Raw genomic sequence first — 17616 nt, forward strand, 5'->3', positions numbered from 1 at the left:
GAGGATCCGATGCTGTCAGAGGAGACGATCGCCGCGATCGCCGCAGAACTCGCCCATGCCGACCGCGCGCACAGCGTGATCCCGCGCATCACGGCGCGGTACCCCGAAGCCACGGTCGAGGATTCGTACGCGATCCAGGGTGTCTGGAGGGACTCGCAGATCGCTGCGGGACGTCGACTCGTGGGGCGCAAGATCGGCCTGACCTCCAAGGCCATGCAGCAGGCGACGGGGATCACCGAACCGGACTACGGCGTCATGTTCGACGACACCGTGCACGAGTCCGGCGCCGAGATCCCCGTCGATCACTTCTCGAACGTGCGCATCGAGGTCGAGCTGGCCTTCGTGCTGAAGACGCCGCTCGAGGGGCCGGACTGCACCCTCGAGGATGCTCTCGCCGCGATCGACTACGCGGTGCCGGCGCTCGAGGTGCTGAACTCGCACATCGAGCTCGAGGGCCGGACGATCGTCGACACCATCAGCGACAACGCCGCCTACGGGGCGATGGTGCTCGGCACGGTGCACAAGCACCCGGACGAGATCGACCTGCGGTGGGTGCCCGGCGTGCTCTCCCGCAACGGCGAGATCGAGGAGACCGGTGTCGCCGCCGGGGTGCTCGGGCACCCGGCCACCGGAGTGGCATGGCTCGCGAACAAGTTCCACCAGCACGGCGCGCGTCTCGAAGCGGGCGAGATCATCCTGGCAGGATCGTTCACACGCCCGATGTGGGTGTCGCGCGGCGACGAGGTGCTGTGCGACTACGGACCGATGGGAACAATCGCATGCCGCTTCGTCTAGCTCCCTCCTTCCGCGAGCAGTTGGCCGACTCCGACCGATCGCTCGTGGGGATGTGGGTCTGCTCCGGCAGCCCGCTGCTCGCCGAGGTCGCCGCGGGGTCGGGACTCGACTGGCTGCTGATCGACATGGAGCACTCGGCGAACACGCTGGAGTCCGTGCTGGTGCAGCTTCAGGCGGTCGCCGCCTACCCGATCGCTCCCCTCGTGCGGGTGCCGTCGAATGACACCGTCGCGATCAAGCAGGTCCTCGACCTCGGGGCGCAGAACCTCATCGTCCCGATGGTGTCGTCCGCCGAAGAGGCGCGCACCGCCGTCGCCGCGACCCGGTACCCGCCGGAGGGCGTGCGCGGAGTGGGCAGCGCTCTGGCACGCAGCGCCCGCTGGAATCGCGTCGACCGGTATCTGCAGGAATCCGCGCAGCACGTCTCCCTCACCGTGCAGATCGAGACGGCTGCGGGCGTCGAAGCCGCCTCCGACATCGCGGCGGTCGACGGCGTGGATGCGGTGTTCGTCGGTCCCTCCGACCTCTCCGCGTCGATGGGACTGCTCGGCCAGCAGACGCACCCCGAGGTCACGGCCGCCGTCGAGAAGGTCTTCGCCGCCGTGAAGGCTGCGGGCAAGGCCGTGGGTGTGAACGCCTTCGACCCCACGGCCGCCGATGCCTATCTCGCGGCGGGCGCCGACTTCGTGGCGGTCGGGGCCGATGTGGCGCTGCTCGCCCGCGCCTCCGAGGCTCTCGCCACCCGCTTCATCGCCGTGGAGACCGCCGACCGCGCCAGCTACTGATCGTTCGAATCGCGCACGTGATCGTATCCAGGTCCCGGATGCACCCATTTGCGCGATTCGAAGGGCCGCGGGCCGTGGCAGGATAGCCGGGTGCACAGAGGCGAGGTCGTGAGGTGATCCGCGGGCTCGCCGCGATGCAGGACCGCAACTTCCGCTGGTTCTTCCTGGCTCGCGCCATCACGATGATCGCCGGCTCGATGTCGTCGATCGCGCTCGCGTTCGCCGTCCTCGAGATCGACAACGACGCCAGGTCGCTGTCGCTCGTGCTCGCTGCGTTCACGATCAGCAACATCGTGTTCGTGCTGTTCGGCGGAGTGATCGCCGATCGTCTCCCCCGCGCGCTGATCATCCAGGCCTGCTACGTGGTCGACATCCTCTCGATCGGCACGATCGCGGCACTGCTGTTCACCGGCACCGCCACGATCCCTCTGCTCATCGTGCTGTCGATCGTGAACGGCGCCTCCACGGCGTTCGTGCTGCCCGCGATGCAGGGCATCATCCCGCAGCTGACAACGCCGGAGCACCTGCAGCAGGCGAACGCGATGCTGTCCTTCGTGCGGTCCGCCGTGACCATCGGCGGCCCGATCATCGCCGGCGTCCTGGTGGCGACGGCGGGGCCGGCGTGGGCGATGGTGGTGCAGGCCGCCGGCTGGGTGATCGCGATCCCGGTGCTGGCGCTCGTGAAGCTCCCGCCGCCATCGCACGCCGGCGGCACCACGATGTTCCACGACCTCCGCATCGGCTGGCGGGAGTTCTGGAGCCGGTCATGGCTGTGGACGATCGTGCTCGCCTTCATGATCATGAACGCCATCCATGTGGGTGCGTGGGGTGTCGTGGGTCCGTACATCGCCAAGAATAACGACCTGCTGGGCATCACCGGCTGGGGATGGGTGGTCAGCGCCGAAGGCGTCGGGGTGCTGCTGATGACCCTGCTGCTGATGTGGTTCCCGCTGCGACGACCGCTGCGCTACGGGATGATCGGCATGGCCGCGTTCGCGATCCCCGTCACGATGCTGGGCGTCCACCCCGCCGTGGTGCTGCTCGCCATGGCCGCCTTCATCGCGGGTGCCGGCGCCGAGGTGTTCAGCACCGGCTGGAACCTCGCGATGATGGAGAACATCCCCGGCGAGAAGCTCTCCCGGGTGTCGAGCTACGACATGCTCGGGAGCTTCGTCGTGATGCCGATCGGAACCCTCGTCTACGGCTGGCTGATCACGCACGCGGATCCGGCGACCGTTCTGATCACGTCAGGGGCCGTCTACGCGGGTGTCGCGCTCCTCACGCTCGCGGTGCCGAGCGTGTGGCGGATGGGCAGGCCGGAAACCGCGACGCTCCCCGCATGAGCGAGCGGATTCATAGCATCGACCGCGAGACTGTGGGCATGACCTTCGCCGCGCTCCAGCCCCTCGCCGATCGTGCCGCCCTCTTCGTCGCACTCCGTCAGGACGCCCTCTCCGCCGCTGCCGACGCCCTCGGCGAGCACCGCTGGGACGCCGACCTGGCCGCCGGCACGATCACCTTCACCTCGGACGCGGATCCGTCTCGCCAGCTGGTCGCCCGCGCCCACCTGATCGCGACGATCGCGCCGGGCCCCCGTTCCCTCCTCTGGGCCTGGGCGCACCCGAGCGGCGACCCGCAGGGCGTCGCGGGACAGCTGCACGCCTACGGCAGTGAGCACGGCATCGCGGAACTGACGACGGCGGAGGTGCCGTTCCCCGACGGCGCGTCCGGCGACGACGCGTGGATCGCTCAGGCTGCGCACACGATCGGCGGCGTCGCCGTCGAGCTCACCGGCCGCTCCCCGTACTACTCCGCCCCGGTCGGCAACGGAACCCGCGCCGTGTTCCTCCTCGATGCCCCGCTCGCACCGCTCACGGTCGCGGACGCGGTCATCGCACTGCCCCGTGTCCTCTCCGCCACGGCGCTCCCCGACGCGCGCACGGCGGTCTGGGACCTCGCGCGTCTCGCGGGTTGGACCCTCACCTGGACGGACGAGGCCTTCTCCGGGGCGACGGTATCGGATGCCACGGGAACCGCGAGCTTCCGCTTCGATGAGCAGGCCCGCATCAGCGGGATCGAGAGCACCCTGCAGCCCCAGGGGTGATCGCCTCCCGGAGGTGTGGGATTCTGGTCGCATGAAGAACGGAATCGTCCGGTTCGCCGCGCTCTACGTGTTCAACGTCGCGGTCCTCCTGCTGATCGGTCTGCTGCTGCCCGGCGTCTCCGTCGGCCTCAACGCCCTGTGGGCATCGGTCGTCCTGACTCTCGCCGCCCTGTTCGTGAAGCCCCTGCTCGCCGGGGCCTTCCGCAGGTCGGCGGCGAAATCGGCGTCCGAGCGCACGAAGACCGGCGAGAAGGTCGTGCAGTACGTGCTGGTGTACCTCGTCGAGCTCATCGTCTGGGTGCTCACGGTATGGCTGAGCGGCGTGCGCGCCTCCGGTTTCTGGGCGTTCGTGCTGCCGCCCCTGGCGCTGCTGTTCGGGTGGATGATCTACGACCAGATCGACGATCGCCTGCGGGCGAAGGCCGGCGAGATCTACGACTCGGTGCAGACGAGGATGAAGGGCGGGACGAAGCCGGCGCCCGCCGCCGCTGCGCCCGTCCCGGAGTCTCCCGAGACCCGAGCCGCACGTGACGAGCTCGCAGACGGTCTGACGCCCGAGCAGCGACGGATGCTCGACGAGTTGGGCTGATCCGACCCCGCTCCGCGAAGACGAGAAAGGCGCCCATCCTCCGGGATGGGCGCCTTTCTCGTCTCGAGGTCGGTCGACGTCAGAGCGACCGCTCCGCGGCCTCCACGACGTTCGTCATGAGAAGAGCGACCGTCATGGGCCCGACGCCACCCGGGTTCGGGGAGATGTATCCCGCGACCTCGGCCACATCCGGTGCGACGTCGCCGAACACGATGCTCTTGCCGGTGTCGGAGTCGGTCTCGCGCGTCACTCCCACGTCGAGCACGGCAGCTCCGGGCTTCACGTCTTCCGCGCGGATCAGGTGCTTCACCCCGGCGGCGGCGACGATCACGTCGGCTTCGCGCAGGTACTTCGGCATGTCGACGGTTCCGGTGTGGGTGAGCGTGACGGTGGCGTTGAGGTCGCGACGGGTCAGCAGCAGTCCGATGGAGCGGCCGATGGTCACCCCGCGTCCGACCACGACGACGTGCTTGCCCTTGAGGTCGTAGTCGTTGCGCAGCAGCAGCTCGATCACACCGCGCGGCGTGCACGGCAGCGGGGTGTGGATCGGGCTGTTCACGTTCAGCACCAGCCGACCGAGGTTGGTCGGGTGCAGGCCGTCCGCGTCCTTCGCCGGGTCGATCCGCTCGAGGATCGCGTCGGTGTCGATGTGCTTCGGCAGGGGCAGCTGCACGATGTAGCCGTGGCAGTCGGGGTCGGCGTTGAGCTCGTCGATCAGGGCCTCGACGTCGGCCTGGGTCGCATCGGCGGGCAGTTCGCGCTGGATCGAGTTCATGCCGATCGCCTCGGACTGCCGGTGCTTCATGCCCACGTACAGCTGCGACGCCGGATCAGCACCCACGAGCACCGTCGCGATTCCCGGCGTGATCCCCTTGCTCTTCAGCTCGGCGACGCGCTCGGTGAGCTCGGCACGGATCGCGGCAGCGGCCGCCTTCCCGTCGAGGATCTTCGCGGTCATGTCTTCTTCCTTCTTTCCCTGTCGTGTCCTGCTCCTGCTCCCTCACCCCACGCGCCCCGTCGAGTGCACCGGTACTCGGCGAGTGCACGGCCGGTTCGCGTGAACGAGCCGTGCACTCGGCGATATCGCGTGCACTCGCCGAGCGAGGAGCGGGAGCGGGAGGTGCTACTGCTGCAGATCGGGGTAGAGCGGGAACGCGGCGGCGAGGGTGTCCACGCGCGCGCGGAGGGCCTCGACGTCGGCACCGGGGAGCAGTGCGAGGGCGATGATGTCGGCCACCTCGGTGAACTCGGCGTCGCCGAAGCCGCGCGTCGCCAGGGCGGGCGTGCCGATCCGCAGGCCCGACGTCACCATCGGCGGACGGGGGTCGTTCGGGACGGCGTTGCGGTTCACGGTGATGTGGATGTCGTGCAGGAGGTCTTCGGCCTGCTTGCCGTCGATCTCGGCGTCGCGGAGGTCGACGAGCACGAGGTGCACGTCGGTCCCGCCCGAGCGCACGGCGATGCCGGCGTCCTTCACGTCCTGCTGCGACAGACGCTCGGCGATGAGCTTCGCACCGCGGAGCACGCGCTCCTGGCGCTCCTTGAACTCCGGCGTGCCTGCGAGCTTGAAGGCGGTCGCCTTTGCGGCGATCACGTGCATGAGCGGCCCGCCCTGCTGGCCCGGGAACACCGCGGTGTTGATCTTCTTGGCGAGTTCGGCGTCGTTGGTGAGGATGAAGCCGGAGCGCGGGCCGCCGATGGTCTTGTGCACGGTCGAGGAGACCACGTGTGCGTGAGGAACCGGGTTCGGGTGCAGCCCGGCGGCGACCAGACCCGCGAAGTGCGCCATGTCGACCCAGAGCAGTGCCCCGACCTCGTCGGCGATCTCACGGAACGCCGCGAAGTCCATCGTGCGGGGGTAGGCCGACCAGCCGGCGATGATCACCTTGGGCTTGTGCTCAATGGCGAGACGACGCACCTCGTCCATGTCGATCGTCGAGGTCTCGGGGTCCACCCCGTAGGCGACGATGTCGTAGAGCCGGCCGGAGAAGTTGATCTTCATGCCGTGCGTGAGGTGGCCGCCCTGGTCGAGCGAGAGGCCGAGCAGGGTGTCGCCGGGGCGGGCGATCGCGTGCAGCACAGCGGCGTTCGCGGACGCACCCGAGTGCGGCTGGACGTTCGCGAACTCCGCGCCGAACAGGCTCTTGGCGCGGGAGATCGCGAGCTCTTCCGCGACGTCGACCTCTTCGCAGCCGCCGTAGTAGCGCCGCCCAGGGTAGCCCTCGGCGTACTTGTTGGTGAGCACGGAGCCCTGCGACTGCAGCACCGAGACGGGCACGAAGTTCTCCGAGGCGATCATCTCGAGGAAGGTCTGCTGGCGCTTCAGCTCGCGGTCGAGCACCTGGGCGATCTCGGGATCGACCTCGGAGAGCGGGGCGTTGAAGTAACGGTCGGTCATGACGTGCTCCTTTTGACGACGGATTCGAAAGGGGTGTTCCTATCGGCCCAGGCGCGCGGTCGAATTCCGTGGTCAGTCGCTCCCCGGTGGTAGTCCACCCAGACGCCAGTCGCGACGGTTACGAGCATAGCCGATCACAGCCGGCGCGCACGTTGCTGATCCGGCCATGGTCGCAGAATCGATTCGATCTCGACCATTCCCCTCGACGATGCCGACGGGTAGGTTTTGTTCATGGTCCTTCCTCATCCTCTTCCTCTGGTCCCCGCCCCCGTTTCGGCCGTCCCGCGTGAAGGACGGATGCCGATCACCGCGACGACGCGTGTTCTCGGCTCCTCCCCTGCTGCCGACCAGCTGATCGAGGCGGTCGAGCGTCGCAGCGGCATCCGCCTGTCACTCGCGGACGAGGCTCCCGCCGACATCGAGCTGCTGATCGATGCGACCTCTTCCGCACCCGAGGGGTACACGCTCGAGGTCGGCCAGCGGGCCGTCGTCGTCGGCGCCGACGAGGCGGGACTGTTCTACGGCGTGCAGACGCTGCTGCAGCTGCTGCGCCAGGACGACTCCGGCTGGGGCCTCCTGGGTGCGGACGTCGCGGATTCCCCCCGCTTCCCGCGGCGCGGAGTCATGCTCGACGTGGCGCGTCATTTCTTCGGCGTCGACGACGTCAAGCGGTTCATCGACAGCACCAGCGCCCTCAAGTTCAACCATCTGCACCTGCACCTCAGCGACGACCAGGGGTGGCGCGTGCACATCGACTCCTGGCCTCTGCTGACCGAGCGGGCCTCCCTCACCTCGGCGGATGGCGACCCCGGCGGCTTCTACACGAAGGACGACTACCGCGAGATCGTGAGATACGCCGCCTCGCGTCACATGATCGTCATCCCCGAGATCGACCTTCCCGGCCACACCCACGCGATCGGCGTCGCCTACCCCGAGCTCGTCGAGGCACCCGTGCTGAACGACAACCTGATCGCGGAGTCGGAGCGACTCGGTCAGACCCTTCCCGTCGCCGGTGAGACCTACCTGGGGTGGGGGGTCGGCCACTCCAGCGTCCGCATCCACGATGAGCGCACCTACGACTTCGTGCGCGACGTGGTGCGTGAGCTCGCCGAGATGACCCCGGGCCCGTACATCCACATCGGCGGCGACGAGTCCCTCGGAACACCCCAGGCCGACTTCGATCTGTTCGCGGAGCGCGCGACCGCGATCGTCGTGGAAGCCGGCAAGATCCCGGTGGCATGGCACGAGATGGGCGCGGCGGCGAACATCGCCGAGGGCACGGTCGGACAGTACTGGGGCAAGACCGCCCCTGAGGGAACTCACGCCGAGGAGGCCGCCCACTTCGTCGAGCGCGGCGGTGCCCTGATCATGTCGGCGGCGAACGTCACGTATCTCGACATGAAGTACACCGCGGACTTCCCGCTCGGCCTGACCTGGGCAGCGATCATCGATGTGCGCTCCGCCTACGAGTGGGAACCCACCGATGTCCTCGACGTGCCGGACAGTGCGATCCTCGGCGTCGAGGCTCCGCTGTGGTCGGAGACCACCCGCACGCTCGACGAGGTCGAACAGCTGGTGTTCCCTCGCGCGGCAGCCCAGGCTGAGGTCGCCTGGTCGCCGAGAGAAGCACCGGAACGCGGGTGGGAGTCGTTCCGCGTGCGCGTCGGGTCGCTCGCCCCGTTGTGGAAGGCTGAGGGGGTCGACTTCCACCCCGCAGACGAGATCCCCTGGAGCGCACGTTGAGCACCCACTCCTCCGCGACCGGTTCACTGGTCATCCACTCCGCACGGATCGTCGACCACGGCGACATCGTCGAGGACGGCTGGGTCCGTATCGACGACGGCATGGTGACCGAGCGTGGAACGGGTTCGGGGTGGACGTCCGCGGATGAGGTCGTCGACGCGACGGCCGTCGCCGGTGCCGGTGCTCTGCTCACCCCCGGATTCGTCGACATCCACGGCCATGGCGGCGCCGGCGCGGCGTTCGACGACGGGGTGGAGGCCATCCGCATCGGCCGTGACCTGCACCGGGAGCACGGTACGACCCGCGCCGTCGTGTCGCTGGTCACGGCGACTCTGGATTCGCTCGCCCGCAGCGTCGGGCTGATCGCCGATCTGACCGAGACGGATGCCGACATCCTGGGCTCGCATCTCGAGGGTCCGTTCCTCGACCCCGGTCACCACGGTGCGCACGAGCCGTCATTGCTGCGTCATCCGACGACCGCCGACGTCGCCCGTCTCCTGGACGCCGGACGCGGCACCATCCGCCAGGTCACGATCGCTCCCGAGCTCCCAGGCGGGCTCGACGCGATCAGGCAGATCGTCGCAGCCGGCTCGGCAGCCGCGGTCGGGCACACGGATGCGGACGCGAACATGGCGGTCGCGGCGTTCGAGGCTGGGGCTTCCATCCTCACGCACGCGTTCAACGCGATGCCAGGCATCCATCACCGTGCCCCCGGACCTGTGCTCGCCGCGGCCGCAGACCACCGCGTGGTCCTCGAGGCGATCGCCGACAACGTCCACCTCGACCCGCACGTCATCAAGCTGGTGTTCGACTCCGCGCCCGGGCGGGTGGCGCTGATCACGGACGCGATGGCAGCCGCAGGGAGCGCCGACGGCCACTACGACCTCGGGGCGGTGAGCGTGACGGTCGAGAACGGAGTGGCGCGAGCCGATGACACCGGGTCGATCGCCGGCTCCACGCTGACGCAGGATGTGGCTCTGCAGCGCGCCGTGCAGGCAGGGGCGAGCCTGGCGGAAGCCGTCAGAGCCCTCACCGAGACCCCGGCGCGTGCGATCGGGCGCGACGCCTCCCTGGGAAACCTCAGGCCCGGGATGCTCAGCGACGCCGTACTGCTGGATGCGGAACTGCGCGTCGCGCGCGTGTGGTCAGGACCACGGCTGCTCGTCTGAGACGGCGCCGCGCGCGACGCGCAGCTCTGCGCTCTCCGGTCATGCATAGGTGGGGTGGGAGGCCGCCGTTCCCCAGATCGGCGGCCTCGTTCCCCCTCGTGAGACGGGAGGCCGGGTTCTCCTCCCCCGAGGATCCCGACCCGCCCGACCGGCGCGAATACCCCCCGCACCAGTGCCTGGATCCCGCCCCCCGGTGGGATCGCTACGGCTGTCTACATGGGATGAGACGTGGCACATCCCGATTCATTACGCGACTTCCCGAAAAAACTTCGAGAACTCGCTCTCGATCATCTGATCAACGTGTGGGAGGCCGCCGTTCCCCAGATCGGCGGCCTCGTTCCCCCTCGTGAGACGGGCGGCCGGGTTCTCCTCCCCCGAGGATCCCGACCCGCCCGACCGGCGCGAATACCCCCCCGCACCAGTGCCTGGATCCCGCCCCCCGGTGGGATCGCTACGGCTGTCTACATGGGATGAGACGTGGCACATCCCGATTCATTACGCGACTTCCCGAAAAAACTTCGACATCCCGAAAAGACGTCGTCGATCTCCGGACCAGCGCTACGCACGCCCCTGGGCGGTGACGGTGCTCGAAGCCGGGCATCCGCTTGGAGTTCCGACGGAGGGTGGCTTCCCTGGGAGATTCGCGAGAGAATGGTGAAGTCGCGTGATGAGAGGCGCCTTCCTGCGTCTCTTCCGGTGGAGGCGCAGCTGCGCCCCGCGACAGATGGATGATTGTGCACGAAGAGAACACGACTCACGACGAATCTATCGGCGACGCCGACCTGATCCTCCGCACCCGCTCGGGAGACACGGGGGCGTTCGGTGAACTCTGGCGCCGACACTATCCGTCCGGCCTCTCCGTCGCGCGCTCCGTGACCTCGTCGATCGACCCGGACGATCTGGTGCAGGAGTCGTACACGCGCATCTATCAGGCGATCCTCAAAGGCGGCGGCCCCAACGGCTCGTTCCGCGCCTACCTGTTCACGAGCATCCGCAACACGGCCGCAGGGTGGGGGCGCGCGCGCCGCGAGACCGCGATAGACGAACTCGACACCGTCGCCGACCCCGACAGCACCGACCAGGCTGCAAGCGAGGCACTCGACCGCAGCCTCACCGCTCAGGCGTTCCGCAGCCTCCCCTCCCGTTGGCAGGAGGTGCTCTGGTACACCGAGATCGAGCAGATGAAGCCGCAGGAAGTCGGGCCCCTGCTCGGTATGAAGGCCGGCGCCGTGTCCCAGTTGGCCTTCCGCGCCCGCGAAGGCCTGCGTGAGGCGTGGATCCAGGCCCATCTGCGCAGCGCCGAAGACGGCTCAGAGTGCCAGTGGACCATCGAGCACCTGGGCGCCTACTCGCGCGGCAACCTCAGCACTCGAGATCACAAGCGCCTCGAACTGCACCTCGACGAGTGCGCGCGATGCATGATCGTCGCCGCCGAGGCCAAGGACGTCTCGAAGCGTCTGGCCCTCGTGCTGCTGCCACTCGTCCTCGGCGTCACCGGCGCCGCGGGGTACCTGGCCACGCTCCAGGGCGCCGGCACGCCGATCGTCGCCCTGGCGGCCATGCCCTCCAGCATCCCCGGCGCCGTCTTCGCCGGCGACCCTGGCGCCACGCATGCCACAACCGGTCTCGCCGCGGCCGGCGGTTCCGGTTCTGGTTCCGGTGCCGGCGGCTCAGCGGGGGGAACGGCCGGCGCTTCGTCAGGAGCCGGATCCGCAGGTGGCATGTTCACCGGTATCGGTGCACTGGTGGGAGTGGGATCCGCCGCTCTGGTCGTGGCCGGTGTCGTGGCCGCCGCCGCGATCGTCCCCGGGCTCGCCGGGGCCGATCCCGCTACTTCGCTTCCGAACGCCGGGGATGAGGACCCGTCCTCGATCTCGGCAGATGTCGGACCCGACGAGACGATGAACCTCGACGAGCCCGTCGTCATCGAGCCCCCGGTCACCGTTCCCGACGAGACCCCCGCTCCGCCGGCAGCGGAACCTCAGCCCGGCGCAGATCGGGTGGGCGTGCCCGTCCCCGTACCGCCCGCCACCGTCCCGCCCGTCACGGTCCCGCCGGTCATCGTTCCGCCGGTCGATCCTGTCGATCCTGTGGATCCTGTGGACCCCGTGGACCCTGTCGACCCCGTGGACCCTGTCGACCCCGTGGACCCTGTCGACCCCGTGGACCCTGTCGACCCCGTGGACCCTGTCGACCCCGTGGACCCTGTCGACCCCGTGGGCCCGGTCACCCCCACGGAGGCGCCTACGTGGCAGACCGCCACCATCTGGTTCAACGGACTCCAGGTCCACTACAGCATTCCGGTCTCGGGTGTGGCCGGCCAGAGAGTCGAGGCACTCCTGGACGACAGCACCGGCGGCGGCGACAGCATCCTGCTCGACGAGTCCGGCTTCGGTGTCATCGATCTCCGTCCCACCTTCTGGCAGTTCATCGACGCCGACCTCACGACCGTCACGTTCCGTTACGTCCTCGCATCCGGTACGGGGCCTTCCGCGGTCACCACCCTCCTCGATCTCGAGCCCAACCGCCCCGAGACCCCGGGTGAGGTGGTTCCGGTCGAATCGGCCACAGCAGAGCCCACCACGACGAGCGACGTGTCCGCGTCGTCGGTGCCGTCCGAGTCTGCTCCGATCGCTACCGAGCCGGATGCGCCCGCACCGGCGCCCGCCCCGGCCCCGGTCGAAGCATCAACGGCACCTGTCGAAGCATCACCGGCCCCGATCGACGCCGCACCCGCTCCGGTGGAGACGGCCCCCGTCCAGACTCCACCGGTCGAGACCACGCCCGCAGCAGCGCCCACGGAGGCGCCGGTTGCACCGGCCGAGGAAGCCCCCACCGGCGAATAGACTGGATCCATGTCCTCGGATCCCGCTCCTGTTCCCGGCGTCGACCGTCCGGTGGTCACCGCACTCGATATCGTGCGCGCTGTCGTCCTCATCGTCGCCATCGCCTCTCTGGCATTGTGGGGCTTCGCGAGCTGGGATCTTCCGTGGAACATCGTCATCGGCATCGGTGCGCCCGTACTGGTGATCCTGGTGTGGGCGCTCTTCCTCTCGCCGCGACCGGTGCTGCGCGTGCACCCGTTCCTTCGCGCCGCGGTCGAGCTGTTGATCTACGTCGGCGTCACGATCGCCTGGTGGTCGATGGGGCAGGCCCTGATCGGCACCGCCTTCGCCCTCGTCGCCGTGGTCGCCGGTGTGCTCAGCGGCCGGCGCGCATTGTCGTGAGATCTCCCTCATGAGTGTGCTGGCGCTCCTGAAGGATTCCCTCGGTGCGCTCGTCGACACCGATGAGGCATCGCTCGAGGAAGCCAGAGCCGACCGCTCCGGGCACGCGGCCGCTGGTCGGCCGCTGGCCGTGATCCATGCGGAGCGGGTCGAGCACGTGCAGCAGACCATGCGCATCGCGACCGCCACCCGCACACCGGTCGTGGTGCGTGGAGCCGGCACGGGTCTCGCCGGTGCCGCCAACGCCGGTACGGGCGAGATCGTCCTCTCCCTGCGCAGGATGACCGCGATCAGCGAGATCCGTGCCGACGATCTGCTCGCAGTCGTCGAACCCGGCATCCTCAACGCCGACCTCAACGCCGTGCTCGCAGCTCACGGGCTGTGGTGGCCGCCTGACCCCGCCAGCCGCGACATCTCCACGGTGGGCGGGAACATCGCGACAGGCGCCGGGGGGCTGCTCTGCGCCAAGTACGGGGTGGTGCGCGACGCCGTGCTGGGGGTGGACCTGGTGCTCGCCGACGGGCGCCTGCTGCACCTCGGCCACCGCAGCGTCAAGGGAGTGACCGGACTCGATCTCACCGCGTTGGTGGTCGGCTCGGAAGGCACGTTGGGTGTCGTCGTAGGAGCGACCCTCAAGCTCCGCAGGCTCATCCCCGGGGAGACCTGCACGGTCGCCGCGACATTCCCGGGGGTGCGCCACGCTGCCGCCGCCTCGGCCGCCGTGACAGCCGCCGGCGTGCAGCCGGCCATCATGGAGCTGATGGACGCCGCGAGCCTCACCGCCGTGCACGCGCTTCTCGCCCTTCCCACCCCGAATCCGGGAACAGCCCAGCTGACCATCCAGACCGATGGCCCGGCCGCCGCTGCCGAAGCGGACGCGATCGCCGCGATCCTGCGTGCCCACGACGGCATCACGGTCGTCTCGCACGACCGTGAGGAGGGCGAGCGCCTCCTGGCGGTGCGCCGTTCGATGCATGCAGCGATGGCCTCCCTGGGTACGACGCTGATCGAAGACGTCTCGGTGCCGCGGAGCGCCATGCCGGCGATGTTCGACGAGATCGCGCGCATCGAACGCGAGTACGACATCGTCATCCCGACGGTGGCGCATGCGGGCGACGGCAACCTGCACCCGAACTTCATCTTCGAAGGGACGCAGACGCCTCCTCATATGTGGGCGGCCGCCGACGAACTGTTCCGCGCCGCCATCCGCCTCGGAGGAACCCTCACCGGGGAGCACGGCATCGGAGTGCTGAAACGCCGCTGGCTCGCCGACGAGCTGGGCGACGACCAGTGGCAGCTTCAGCGCCAGATCGCCGCGGTCTTCGATCCTCTCGGCATCCTCAACCCCGGAAAGGTCTTCAGCCCCGATGCCTGACATCCATGTGAGCGCGGCCGTGATCGTCGATGAAGCGGGTCGGGTGCTCGTCGTCCGCAAGCAGGGAACGACGATGTTCATGCAGCCCGGCGGCAAGCCGGAATCCGGCGAGTCCGCGGCCCAGACGTTGATCCGCGAGATCGAGGAGGAACTCGGGGTGGTGCTCGATGAAGCGGCGCTCCGCCCTCTCGGCACGTTCGTCTCCGCCGCAGCGAACGAACCGGGACATCGCGTCGTCGCCGAGGCCTTCGCGACCTCCATCGACCCCGCGAGCGTCTCCGTCCAGGCCGAGCTCGCCGAGCTGCGCTGGATCACCCCCGCAGACGTCGGAACGCTCCCGCTGGCGCCGCTGAGCGTGGAGCACCTGCTCCCGATCGCCTGGCCCGCACCGGCGAACTGAGTTCACCAGGGCAGGCATCAGGCACGTCTCAGATGCCCTGCCAGGCCGGCTTGTTGGCGAACGTGTACCGGTAGTAGTCGGCGAGTGCGAGACGCGACGCAGCTGCTTCGTCGACGACGATCGTGGCGTGCGGGTGCAGCTGGATCGCCGATCCGGGCAGGATCGCCGAGAGCGGGCCCTCGACCGCGCCCGCCACGGCCTCTGCCTTGCCCTCGCCGAAGGCGAGCAGCACGAGGTGGCGCGCTTCCAGGATGGTGCCGAGGCCCTGCGTGATGCAGTGCATCGGGACGTCGTCGATCGATTCGAAGAAGCGGGCGTTGTCCTCGCGCGTCTGCTCGGTCAGGGTCTTCACACGCGTGCGCGATGCGAAGGACGAACCGGGCTCGTTGAACCCGATGTGCCCATCGGTGCCGATCCCGAGGATCTGCAGGTCGACTCCACCGGCAGCCGCGATGGCCGCGTCGTAGTCCTCACCCGCATGCTGGATGGTCGCCTCCGCGCCGTTCGGCACGTGGATGCGCTCGGGATCGAGGCCGAGCGGCTCGACGACCTCGCGGGTGATGACAGAGCGGTAGCTCTCCGGATGCGCCGGGTCGATGCCGACGTACTCGTCAAGGGCGAAACCGCGCACCTGCGAGACGTCGCGACCGGCGAGCTGAGTGCGCAGCGCCTGGTAGACCGGCAACGGGGTCGAACCCGTGGCGAGGCCGAGGACCGCGTCGGGACGACGCGCGATCAGCTCCACGATCTCGGCGGCGACCAAAGCGCCTGCGGCCTCGGCATTCTCGACGATGACGACCTCAGCCATGCGGGACGATCTCCTTCTCGGTGGTGGAGGCGCCGACGAGTGCGGCGCCGAATGCGGCAGCGGGGGAACCCGCGGGAAGCAGTTCGATTCTCTCATCCAGGCGGAGCGACCGCATGAACGGCGAGGCCTCGGCGCCGGCGTGCAGGGCCGCGCGGAGTCCGTTCTCGAGCCGGTCGCCGAGAGCGGTGAGCCCTCCCCCGATGACCACCCTCTCGACATCGGCCGAGAGCACCAGCACACGCACTGCGGCGGCGGCCCCGTGATAGAGGTCGTCACGGAGGGAGACAGCGTGCGGATCTCCGGCGTCCGCCGCATCGAAGATGTCCCTGATGGGCAGAGTGCCGGGACGCCCCCAGGCCTTGGCCAACGCCCCTCCGCCGCAGAACGTCTCGACGCACCCGTACTGCCCGCAGCCGCACAGGCGCCCTCGCGGATCGACGGAGAGATGACCGACCTCCCCCGCGGTTCCGCGTGCGCCGCGCCAGATCCGTCCGTCGATCACGATCCCGGCCGCGACGCCGGTCCCGAGATTCAGGTAGGCCATGGAACCGGCGACTCCGCTCAGCACCGCAGCGCCGAGAGCCGCGGCCTTCACGTCGTTCTCCACCCGGAACGGGACTCCGAGAGCGAGTTCCGCCCTGACGGCGAGGTCCAGGGACTCCACGCCGAGGTTGACCGCGTGGTCGACACGACCGGTCTCGGCGTCGACGAGCCCGGGAATGCCGATTCCGACGGAACCGACGTCCGCGAGGGGGAATCCGTTCTCCTCCGCGAGCGCCGTAACGGCCGTCACGATGCTCTCGACGACCGCGTCGTCACCCCAACCCGTCGGTCGGCGCAGTCGTCCGCGGATGGCCCCGGAGGGGTCGACGGCGACGGCGTCGATCTTCGTGCCGCCGACGTCCAGGCCCACTCGAATCTGCCGACCAGCGGGGTCGGCAGCGCTCGCACCCGTCATCGGATGCTGCTCCCGGCCGTGCCGTTCACGGTGCAGATGACGTTCACGACACTCCCAGCTGTCCCGAGAGCACCATGACCGCGGCTCCGCGAAGGACGATGTCCTCCTGGTGCGTCAGCCGCACGACGACGTCTTCGAACACGCCCTCGAGGGTGCGCGCGCGCAGCGTCGCGATGGCGGCCTCGATCAAGATGCCGTCGAGCAGCTCCGCCGGACCGGAGATCACCACCTCGGAGAGGTCGAGGGCAGCGACGATCGGAGCGGTGGCGATCGCCATCCTCGTCCCGGCATCGCGGAGGATCTCGTCGCGCGCCTCGGGATCAGCGGCGATCGCCGCCTCGAGCCGACTCACGCTGAGCCACGCCTCGAGACAGCCGTCCTTCCCACAGGCGCAGCGAGGGCCGCCGTCGGTGCCGACGACGACGTGACCGATCTCGCCCGCGGCGAAGCGGCTGCCCAGCAGAGGCTGGCTGCCGGTGATGAGGCCGGCACCGACGCCCTTGCCGATCTTGATCAGCATGAAGTCGGCCTTCGCCTCGCCGAACGTGTACTCGGCGAGCACCGCCGCGTTGGCGTCGTTGCGGGCGAGGACCGGAAGGTCCAGATCGACGCCGAGCTTCGCCTCCAGCGGGAAGTTCGTCCAGCCGAGGTTGGGAGAGCTCAGGACGAGCCCGTCGGGACGCACGACACCAGGCGTGCCGATGCCGACACCCAGCAGTGGCTGAGTCGACGCCTCGACCAGGGTCTGCGCGAGTTCCTTCAGTGCCGCGTACGCCGCCTCCCCGTCGGGGGATTTCGGACGCGGCACCTCGCGCCGCTCCAGCACGTCCCCGTCGAGGCTCAGCACCGCCCCGGTGAAGGCGTCGGGGCCGGAGAGGTCGAGGCCGACGATCTGATGGCCGAAGCGATCGATGTCGATGAGGATGGGAGGCTTGCCCGGCCCCACCGCTTCACGGACGCCCATCTCGATGACGATGCCGTCGGCGATGAACTCGGCGACCAGGTCGGAGATGGTGACACGGGTGAGGCCCGTCTCCCGGGAGAGGTCGGCGCGACTCATCGCCCCCGCGTGATACAGCGTCTGCAGCACCAGCGCGCGGTTGTGACCGCGCGCATGCTCTGGCAGCACCTTTGATCGCGAGCGCAGGTGGCGCCCCGGGCCGAAGGCGTGCGCGTTCGCACCGGCGTACTCTGACGGCGATGCGGAACGCTGTTCATCCGAAACGGACATGTTTGTTAGTAGACCTTACGAACAAAATTTGCGC

Annotated in this window: 16 protein-coding genes and 1 riboswitch; of the genes, 11 read left to right on the plus strand and 5 right to left on the minus strand. The window is 69.1% G+C overall.

The window, feature by feature from the left end; all coding sequences use genetic code 11:
• Nucleotides 1-9 precede the first annotated feature (9 nt).
• From AB4070_RS14665 to AB4070_RS14685, 5 genes are all read left to right on the plus strand, one after another.
• Nucleotides 10-795 carry a fumarylacetoacetate hydrolase family protein gene (locus AB4070_RS14665; protein ID WP_441980750.1) on the plus strand — a complete coding sequence of 262 codons (786 nt, stop codon included), beginning with the start codon at nucleotides 10-12 and terminating at the stop codon, nucleotides 793-795.
• The gene (locus AB4070_RS14670; protein ID WP_441980751.1) at nucleotides 780-1580 is read left to right on the plus strand and encodes an HpcH/HpaI aldolase family protein; all 801 of its coding nucleotides are present in this window, start codon (nucleotides 780-782) and stop codon (nucleotides 1578-1580) included. Before AB4070_RS14665 ends, AB4070_RS14670 begins: the two co-directional genes overlap by 16 nt.
• A gap of 113 nt (nucleotides 1581-1693) precedes the next feature.
• Entirely contained in the window at nucleotides 1694-2923 is a 1230-nt protein-coding gene (locus tag AB4070_RS14675; RefSeq protein WP_441980752.1) for an MFS transporter, read from the plus strand.
• A complete protein-coding gene (locus AB4070_RS14680) occupies nucleotides 2920-3684 on the plus strand; it encodes a DUF6882 domain-containing protein (protein WP_441980753.1) in 765 nt (254 codons plus the stop codon). Before AB4070_RS14675 ends, AB4070_RS14680 begins: the two co-directional genes overlap by 4 nt.
• Before the next feature lie 31 nt (nucleotides 3685-3715).
• The gene (locus tag AB4070_RS14685) at nucleotides 3716-4273 is read left to right on the plus strand and encodes a hypothetical protein (protein ID WP_441980754.1); all 558 of its coding nucleotides are present in this window, start codon (nucleotides 3716-3718) and stop codon (nucleotides 4271-4273) included.
• 79 nt (nucleotides 4274-4352) lie between these two features.
• Here the strand turns inward: AB4070_RS14685 and AB4070_RS14690 are convergent, their stop codons facing one another.
• Entirely contained in the window at nucleotides 4353-5231 is an 879-nt protein-coding gene (locus AB4070_RS14690) for a bifunctional methylenetetrahydrofolate dehydrogenase/methenyltetrahydrofolate cyclohydrolase (protein ID WP_441980755.1), read from the minus strand.
• 165 nt (nucleotides 5232-5396) lie between these two features.
• Nucleotides 5397-6671 carry a serine hydroxymethyltransferase gene (glyA, locus tag AB4070_RS14695; RefSeq protein ID WP_441980756.1) on the minus strand — a complete coding sequence of 425 codons (1275 nt, stop codon included), beginning with the start codon at nucleotides 6669-6671 and terminating at the stop codon, nucleotides 5397-5399.
• 38 nt (nucleotides 6672-6709) lie between these two features.
• A riboswitch (ZMP/ZTP riboswitch) is annotated at nucleotides 6710-6794 on the minus strand.
• 108 nt (nucleotides 6795-6902) lie between these two features.
• On the opposite strand from glyA, the gene AB4070_RS14700 reads away from it, so the two are divergent.
• The 6 genes from AB4070_RS14700 to AB4070_RS14725 all read left to right on the plus strand — a co-directional run bounded on the left by AB4070_RS14700 (nucleotide 6903) and on the right by AB4070_RS14725 (nucleotide 14585).
• Nucleotides 6903-8414 (plus strand): family 20 glycosylhydrolase, encoded by a 1512-nt coding sequence (locus tag AB4070_RS14700; protein ID WP_441980757.1) that lies wholly within the window; start codon nucleotides 6903-6905, stop codon nucleotides 8412-8414.
• Entirely contained in the window at nucleotides 8411-9583 is a 1173-nt protein-coding gene (gene nagA / locus AB4070_RS14705) for an N-acetylglucosamine-6-phosphate deacetylase (RefSeq protein WP_441980758.1), read from the plus strand. Before AB4070_RS14700 ends, nagA begins: the two co-directional genes overlap by 4 nt.
• A 734-nt stretch (nucleotides 9584-10317) precedes the next feature.
• The gene (locus tag AB4070_RS14710; protein ID WP_441980759.1) at nucleotides 10318-12429 is read left to right on the plus strand and encodes a sigma-70 family RNA polymerase sigma factor; all 2112 of its coding nucleotides are present in this window, start codon (nucleotides 10318-10320) and stop codon (nucleotides 12427-12429) included.
• A gap of 9 nt (nucleotides 12430-12438) precedes the next feature.
• Nucleotides 12439-12810, plus strand: a complete 372-nt coding sequence (locus AB4070_RS14715; protein ID WP_441980760.1) for a YrdB family protein — start codon at nucleotides 12439-12441, stop codon at nucleotides 12808-12810.
• Between the two features lie 10 nt (nucleotides 12811-12820).
• Nucleotides 12821-14185, plus strand: coding sequence for an FAD-binding oxidoreductase (locus tag AB4070_RS14720; RefSeq protein WP_441980761.1), 1365 nt, complete (start codon nucleotides 12821-12823; stop codon nucleotides 14183-14185).
• Entirely contained in the window at nucleotides 14178-14585 is a 408-nt protein-coding gene (locus AB4070_RS14725) for an NUDIX hydrolase (RefSeq protein WP_441980762.1), read from the plus strand. Before AB4070_RS14720 ends, AB4070_RS14725 begins: the two co-directional genes overlap by 8 nt.
• Before the next feature lie 28 nt (nucleotides 14586-14613).
• Here AB4070_RS14725 and nagB read toward each other — a convergent pair whose 3' ends face one another.
• The 3 genes from nagB to AB4070_RS14740 are packed head-to-tail and all read right to left on the minus strand — an operon-like array spanning nucleotide 14614 to nucleotide 17582.
• Complete coding sequence (nagB, locus tag AB4070_RS14730) at nucleotides 14614-15393, minus strand: glucosamine-6-phosphate deaminase (RefSeq protein ID WP_441980763.1); 780 nt, start codon at nucleotides 15391-15393, stop codon at nucleotides 14614-14616.
• Nucleotides 15386-16351 (minus strand): ROK family protein, encoded by a 966-nt coding sequence (locus tag AB4070_RS14735; RefSeq protein WP_282846126.1) that lies wholly within the window; start codon nucleotides 16349-16351, stop codon nucleotides 15386-15388. Before AB4070_RS14735 ends, nagB begins: the two co-directional genes overlap by 8 nt.
• A 43-nt stretch (nucleotides 16352-16394) precedes the next feature.
• Nucleotides 16395-17582: an ROK family transcriptional regulator gene (locus AB4070_RS14740; protein WP_441980764.1), complete on the minus strand. Its 1188-nt coding sequence runs from the start codon at nucleotides 17580-17582 to the stop codon at nucleotides 16395-16397.
• Nucleotides 17583-17616: the final 34 nt, after the last annotated feature.

This window comes from Microbacterium sp. 2RAF4 (assembly GCF_052115285.1).
In the GTDB taxonomy this organism is placed as follows: domain Bacteria; phylum Actinomycetota; class Actinomycetes; order Actinomycetales; family Microbacteriaceae; genus Microbacterium; species Microbacterium oxydans.

Bases quoted from the DNA above. Each gene is read 5' to 3' on its own strand.
- AB4070_RS14680 (WP_441980753.1), top strand. From the start codon at position 2,920: ATGAGCGAGCGGATTCATAGCATCGACCGCGAGACTGTGGGCATGACC.
- AB4070_RS14685 (WP_441980754.1), top strand. From the start codon at position 3,716: ATGAAGAACGGAATCGTCCGGTTCGCCGCGCTCTACGTGTTCAACGTC.
- AB4070_RS14740 (WP_441980764.1), bottom strand. From the start codon at position 17,582: ATGTCCGTTTCGGATGAACAGCGTTCCGCATCGCCGTCAGAGTACGCC.
- AB4070_RS14690 (WP_441980755.1), bottom strand. From the start codon at position 5,231: ATGACCGCGAAGATCCTCGACGGGAAGGCGGCCGCTGCCGCGATCCGT.
- glyA (WP_441980756.1), bottom strand. From the start codon at position 6,671: ATGACCGACCGTTACTTCAACGCCCCGCTCTCCGAGGTCGATCCCGAG.
- AB4070_RS14715 (WP_441980760.1), top strand. From the start codon at position 12,439: ATGTCCTCGGATCCCGCTCCTGTTCCCGGCGTCGACCGTCCGGTGGTC.
- AB4070_RS14725 (WP_441980762.1), top strand. From the start codon at position 14,178: ATGCCTGACATCCATGTGAGCGCGGCCGTGATCGTCGATGAAGCGGGT.
- AB4070_RS14720 (WP_441980761.1), top strand. From the start codon at position 12,821: ATGAGTGTGCTGGCGCTCCTGAAGGATTCCCTCGGTGCGCTCGTCGAC.
- AB4070_RS14670 (WP_441980751.1), top strand. From the start codon at position 780: ATGCCGCTTCGTCTAGCTCCCTCCTTCCGCGAGCAGTTGGCCGACTCC.
- AB4070_RS14735 (WP_282846126.1), bottom strand. From the start codon at position 16,351: ATGACGGGTGCGAGCGCTGCCGACCCCGCTGGTCGGCAGATTCGAGTG.
- nagB (WP_441980763.1), bottom strand. From the start codon at position 15,393: ATGGCTGAGGTCGTCATCGTCGAGAATGCCGAGGCCGCAGGCGCTTTG.
- AB4070_RS14665 (WP_441980750.1), top strand. From the start codon at position 10: ATGCTGTCAGAGGAGACGATCGCCGCGATCGCCGCAGAACTCGCCCAT.
- AB4070_RS14700 (WP_441980757.1), top strand. From the start codon at position 6,903: ATGGTCCTTCCTCATCCTCTTCCTCTGGTCCCCGCCCCCGTTTCGGCC.